The following is a 3,967-nucleotide window of genomic DNA, read 5'->3' as shown; positions in this document are numbered from 1 at the left end:
TATTCAATCAACGGTATTCGCGGTACTGAATATTTTACAATACACATTACGCCACAAGAAAATAGCTCTTATGTGAGTGTTGAAACTAACATTGATATCAGCTCAACTCAGGTTGATATTTTTGCTGAGTTGGTGAGATTATTACAGCCTAATAGCTGCGACATTATTGGTTTTAATAGTCATATTGCCAATAAGCCTTTCCCACATTATTTGTGTTTAAGCCATTGCGCGATGACAATTGAGCAAGGTTTCAATATACACTTCAGCCACTATCAGCAAAATGGCTTAGAAGTGCTAAGCCCGACACTCTTGTAATTACCTGCAGTTGCCAGCTTTTGGATAGTTTATGACTACTTTCACGAAAAAACTGATTATCCGCTTTATTCAAACGCATTTAGCTATTTACGCTAACCGCTCGGTTTTAAATCAACCGAGTCTGACGCAGACGTTGTGGTGATCGGTTTACCTTTTCATAGGGAACAACCGTTGGCCTTGAGATTTTAGCCTGAGTAAAAGTATTGTTGATGCCGCTACGGTCAATGGTTGTTTAGACCCAAATTTGCACCTTAAAGAACTATGCTTATTTGTGGCGGATTATCTAGCAATAAAATGATGATGATTATTCGTGGTCTACTCGGTATAAACGTTGTCTGCATGGATGTTGTTGAAGTGGCACCGTCTCACAATTCTCTATATATTACCGCTCTTGCTGAAGTAGCACTGTACCTTGAAATGCTACACGTCTGGACTGAAGGTAAAGGCTTAATTAAAAAGTAATTTCAACTTTGTAATTAAACACATTAGCCAACGAGTTGACGTTGGCTTTTTTGTGTCGGCTCAGCGTAGAATAGACACAGAAAGGTTTAATGAGGAGCCAATATGAGTGATTTAAGTGATATTCGCCGTGAATATACCCAAGGTGGATTAAGACGAGCGAATTTGCCTGTTAACCCAATGGATCTATTCGAACAATGGATGCAACAGGCAAAAGATGCCCAACTTTCTGACCCGACGGCCATGTGCGTCGCGACGGTGGACGAAGATGGCCAACCTTTTCAGCGTATTGTGTTACTAAAAAAGTTTGATGATAACGGTTTTGTATTTTTTACTAATTTAGAAAGCCGAAAAGCAAAACAGATTGCCACTAACAGTAAAATCAGTTTACTGTTTCCCTGGCATCCACTAGAACGTCAAGTGGCTGTATTAGGGAAAGCGGAGCCATTATCGATGTTGGATGTGGCTAAATATTTTATGTCTAGACCAAAAGACAGCCAAATCGCTGCCTGGGTATCTAAACAATCAAGCAAGATTAGCGCAAGGCAGGCTCTAGAAGGTAAATTTGCTGAAATGAAAGCTAAATTTGCCCAAGGTGAGGTTCCATTACCTAAGTTTTGGGGTGGATATTTAGTGCGACCAGCCAGCATTGAGTTTTGGCAGGGCGGTGAACATCGGTTACACGACCGATTTATTTACACTAAAACCGATGCGGATTGGAATATTGATCGGTTGGCACCTTAATGAGTGTTAATGAAGTGGAGCATTTTGCGGTGATAACCAATAAAATCTGGGTTGATGCTGATGCTTGCCCTAACCCAGTTAAAGAGATGTTATTTAGGGCATCTGAGCGTAAATTAGTTCGATTAGTGTTAGTGGCCAATCAAATGATTAAAGTACCTAACTCACCATTAGTTAGCATGATAAGGGTGAGTTCGGGTTTTGATGAAGCAGATAACTACATTGTGGAACAAGTAGTGAAAGGGGACTTAGTGATTACTGCTGATATTCCTCTGGCATCTGATGCGGTTGATAAAGGCGCATTAGTATTAAACCCTCGTGGTACGGTGTATACCGCTGAAAATATAAAGCAGATTCTGACTATGCGTGACTTTATGGAAGAAATGCGCAGCAGTGGTATCCATACTGGCGGTCCGAATAGTTTTTCGCAAACGGATAAACATGCATTTGCACAAGCGTTGGACAAATGGCTGGCGAGATTGATCCCCAGCAAGATATAACCAAAGATTACTCTATACTTAATCTGACTTTCTATACAAAGGACTTTATGATGAAAAAATGGTTACCATTATTAGCCGTGAGCTTGCTGAGTACATCAGTGATAGCAGGCGATTGGCAAGTCAATCAAGATCATTCTCGAGTGAGCTTCATTTCGATTAAGAAGGCCGATGTTGCCGAAGTGCATCATTTTAAACAAGTTGCAGGTGCTTTAACGGATGCTGGTGCCTTTTCTCTATCGATTGATTTAAGCAGTGTTGATACCGGAATAGAAATTCGTGATCAACGGATGCAGACCGTATTATTTGAAGTTGCACAATTTCCAAAGTTAACTTTGGATGCGGTAGTTAATCCGAAATTGCTAGCTGGATTAAAAGTCGGTGACACGCTAACGACTCAAGTTGAGGCGACCATAAAATTACATGGTCAGAAACAACAGAAAAGTTTTGAAGTGTTAGTGGCTAAATTGTCTGACAAGAAAATGGTGATTTCAAGTTTAGCGCCAGTAATTGTTCAAGCAAATGAATTTGATTTAGTGTCCGGTGTCGAAAAACTTAAAGAAATGGCGGGATTGCCGAGCATCAGCTTAGCAGTGCCAGTGTCATTTGTGCTAACCTTAGCGCAATAGTTATACGTGGTTGTTAATGGCTTTCAATCATCAGGTTGAGAGCCATTTGTTGTTAAGAAGTTTTTAATAAGGGTGGTATAAAATGGTTACTGACAAAGACGGATACATGCATTTAATTCAGTATTTAACTGAACATTTAGGGCTGTTTGAGTCGTCCCAGAATAATGCCGCTGCAACGGAAACCGTCATGGAACTGTTTGAAGAGCAGTTATCTGCTCAGATCATTATGGTATGTGGTCAAAACCCGCAATTATCATTCGCACAGCGTAATATGGTGATCCGCGAAATTGACGCAATTGTATATGATTTAGAAGAGATTTTAGCCTCTGTCTCCAATCAACAAGCCACCCCTGAACAGAGTATCTTTATTACTGAATTTTCTGGACTGATTAAAAATTTATTCGATCAAGAAGTTGATCATTTATTGCAATAAACGTATTACAACTGGCCGCTAATAAAGCGATTTGTAGATTTTTTGGGATTGACCATGTTTAAAAGAATTGTGATTTCGACTCTGCTGTGTTTGCTTTCTATATCTGTTTTTGCGAGTAATAAAACCGTTTTAAGTCAAGTTGAAACCATGACCGTCGCTAAGTCAGGACTACAATATAATGCCCGCATTGATACAGGTGCCGTAAATACTTCACTGCATGCTGTCGATTTAGAAATCATTGGCGGTGCATCTAAAAAAATGAAAAGCAATGTTGGCAAAATTGTCGAATTCACCACTGAAAATGAACGCGGTGAGAAAAAACGCATTCAAGCCGAAATTGTTAGTACTTCAAGGGTGAAGAATTCTCAAGGTATTGAAACCCGTTATATGGTGAAGCTTGATGTCGGTTTTCCCAGTGAGTTGCATGATATTCATGTTAATTTACGCGACCGAAGCCACATGAATTACAAACTACTCATCGGACGTAATTTTTTAAAGCACAATTACATTGTGGACGTATCTGACAAAAAGACCATAGGTCCTTTAGCCGAGTTAAGCATTAAACAAACTGGCTTAATGTACAACACGCGTATCGACACAGGTGCCGTAGAAAACTCATTACACGCTGTGAACATTCGAGTCGAAAATGAGGACAAAGTGAACATTGAAAATAACATCGGTAAGATGATTACGTTTACTACAGCGAATGAAAAAGGCGAAAAAGCCGATGTACGCACCAAAATTAGGGGTACATCGTTAATTCGTAATGCACAAGGTACAGAAAGACGTTATATGGTGAGGTTAAGTGTTGGTGAGCCTCGTCACGAATTTATAGTCGATGTGAACCTTAAAGATCGTACCGAAATGGGTTATAAATTATTAATTGGCCGAAA

Annotated in this window: 6 protein-coding genes and 1 pseudogene; all 7 read left to right on the top strand. The window is 39.8% G+C overall.

Going from position 1 to position 3,967, the window contains the following annotated elements:
• Window positions 1-315 (top strand): annotated as a pseudogene (locus tag CXF78_RS13820) (S-adenosylmethionine decarboxylase proenzyme); the annotation flags it as partial.
• Window positions 316-576: 261 nt separating this feature from the next.
• Entirely contained in the window at window positions 577-777 is a 201-nt protein-coding gene (locus CXF78_RS13815) for an arginase family protein (RefSeq protein ID WP_102037127.1), read from the top strand.
• Between the two features lie 102 nt (window positions 778-879).
• Window positions 880-1,518 (top strand): pyridoxamine 5'-phosphate oxidase, encoded by a 639-nt coding sequence (gene pdxH, locus CXF78_RS13810; protein WP_102037126.1) that lies wholly within the window; start codon window positions 880-882, stop codon window positions 1,516-1,518.
• Window positions 1,518-2,015, top strand: coding sequence for a YaiI/YqxD family protein (locus tag CXF78_RS13805; protein ID WP_102037125.1), 498 nt, complete (start codon window positions 1,518-1,520; stop codon window positions 2,013-2,015). Before pdxH ends, CXF78_RS13805 begins: the two co-directional genes overlap by 1 nt.
• Before the next feature lie 50 nt (window positions 2,016-2,065).
• Window positions 2,066-2,641: a YceI family protein gene (locus CXF78_RS13800; RefSeq protein ID WP_180957144.1), complete on the top strand. Its 576-nt coding sequence runs from the start codon at window positions 2,066-2,068 to the stop codon at window positions 2,639-2,641.
• Window positions 2,642-2,723: 82 nt separating this feature from the next.
• The gene (locus CXF78_RS13795) at window positions 2,724-3,074 is read left to right on the top strand and encodes a DUF3802 family protein (protein WP_011637171.1); all 351 of its coding nucleotides are present in this window, start codon (window positions 2,724-2,726) and stop codon (window positions 3,072-3,074) included.
• Window positions 3,075-3,128: 54 nt separating this feature from the next.
• A partial coding sequence (locus CXF78_RS13790) for a putative ATP-dependent zinc protease (RefSeq protein ID WP_102037123.1) occupies window positions 3,129-3,967 on the top strand: 839 nt, incomplete at its 3' end.

It is taken from the genome of Shewanella sp. 11B5 (assembly GCF_002836795.1).
GTDB classification, from domain to species: domain Bacteria; phylum Pseudomonadota; class Gammaproteobacteria; order Enterobacterales; family Shewanellaceae; genus Shewanella; species Shewanella frigidimarina.
This window is presented reverse-complemented; position numbering and strand designations above follow the sequence as displayed.

Bases quoted from the DNA above. Each gene is read 5' to 3' on its own strand.
- CXF78_RS13800 (WP_180957144.1), top strand. From the start codon at position 2,066: ATGAAAAAATGGTTACCATTATTAGCCGTGAGCTTGCTGAGTACATCA.
- CXF78_RS13795 (WP_011637171.1), top strand. From the start codon at position 2,724: ATGGTTACTGACAAAGACGGATACATGCATTTAATTCAGTATTTAACT.
- CXF78_RS13805 (WP_102037125.1), top strand. From the start codon at position 1,518: ATGAGTGTTAATGAAGTGGAGCATTTTGCGGTGATAACCAATAAAATC.
- CXF78_RS13815 (WP_102037127.1), top strand. From the start codon at position 577: ATGCTTATTTGTGGCGGATTATCTAGCAATAAAATGATGATGATTATT.
- pdxH (WP_102037126.1), top strand. From the start codon at position 880: ATGAGTGATTTAAGTGATATTCGCCGTGAATATACCCAAGGTGGATTA.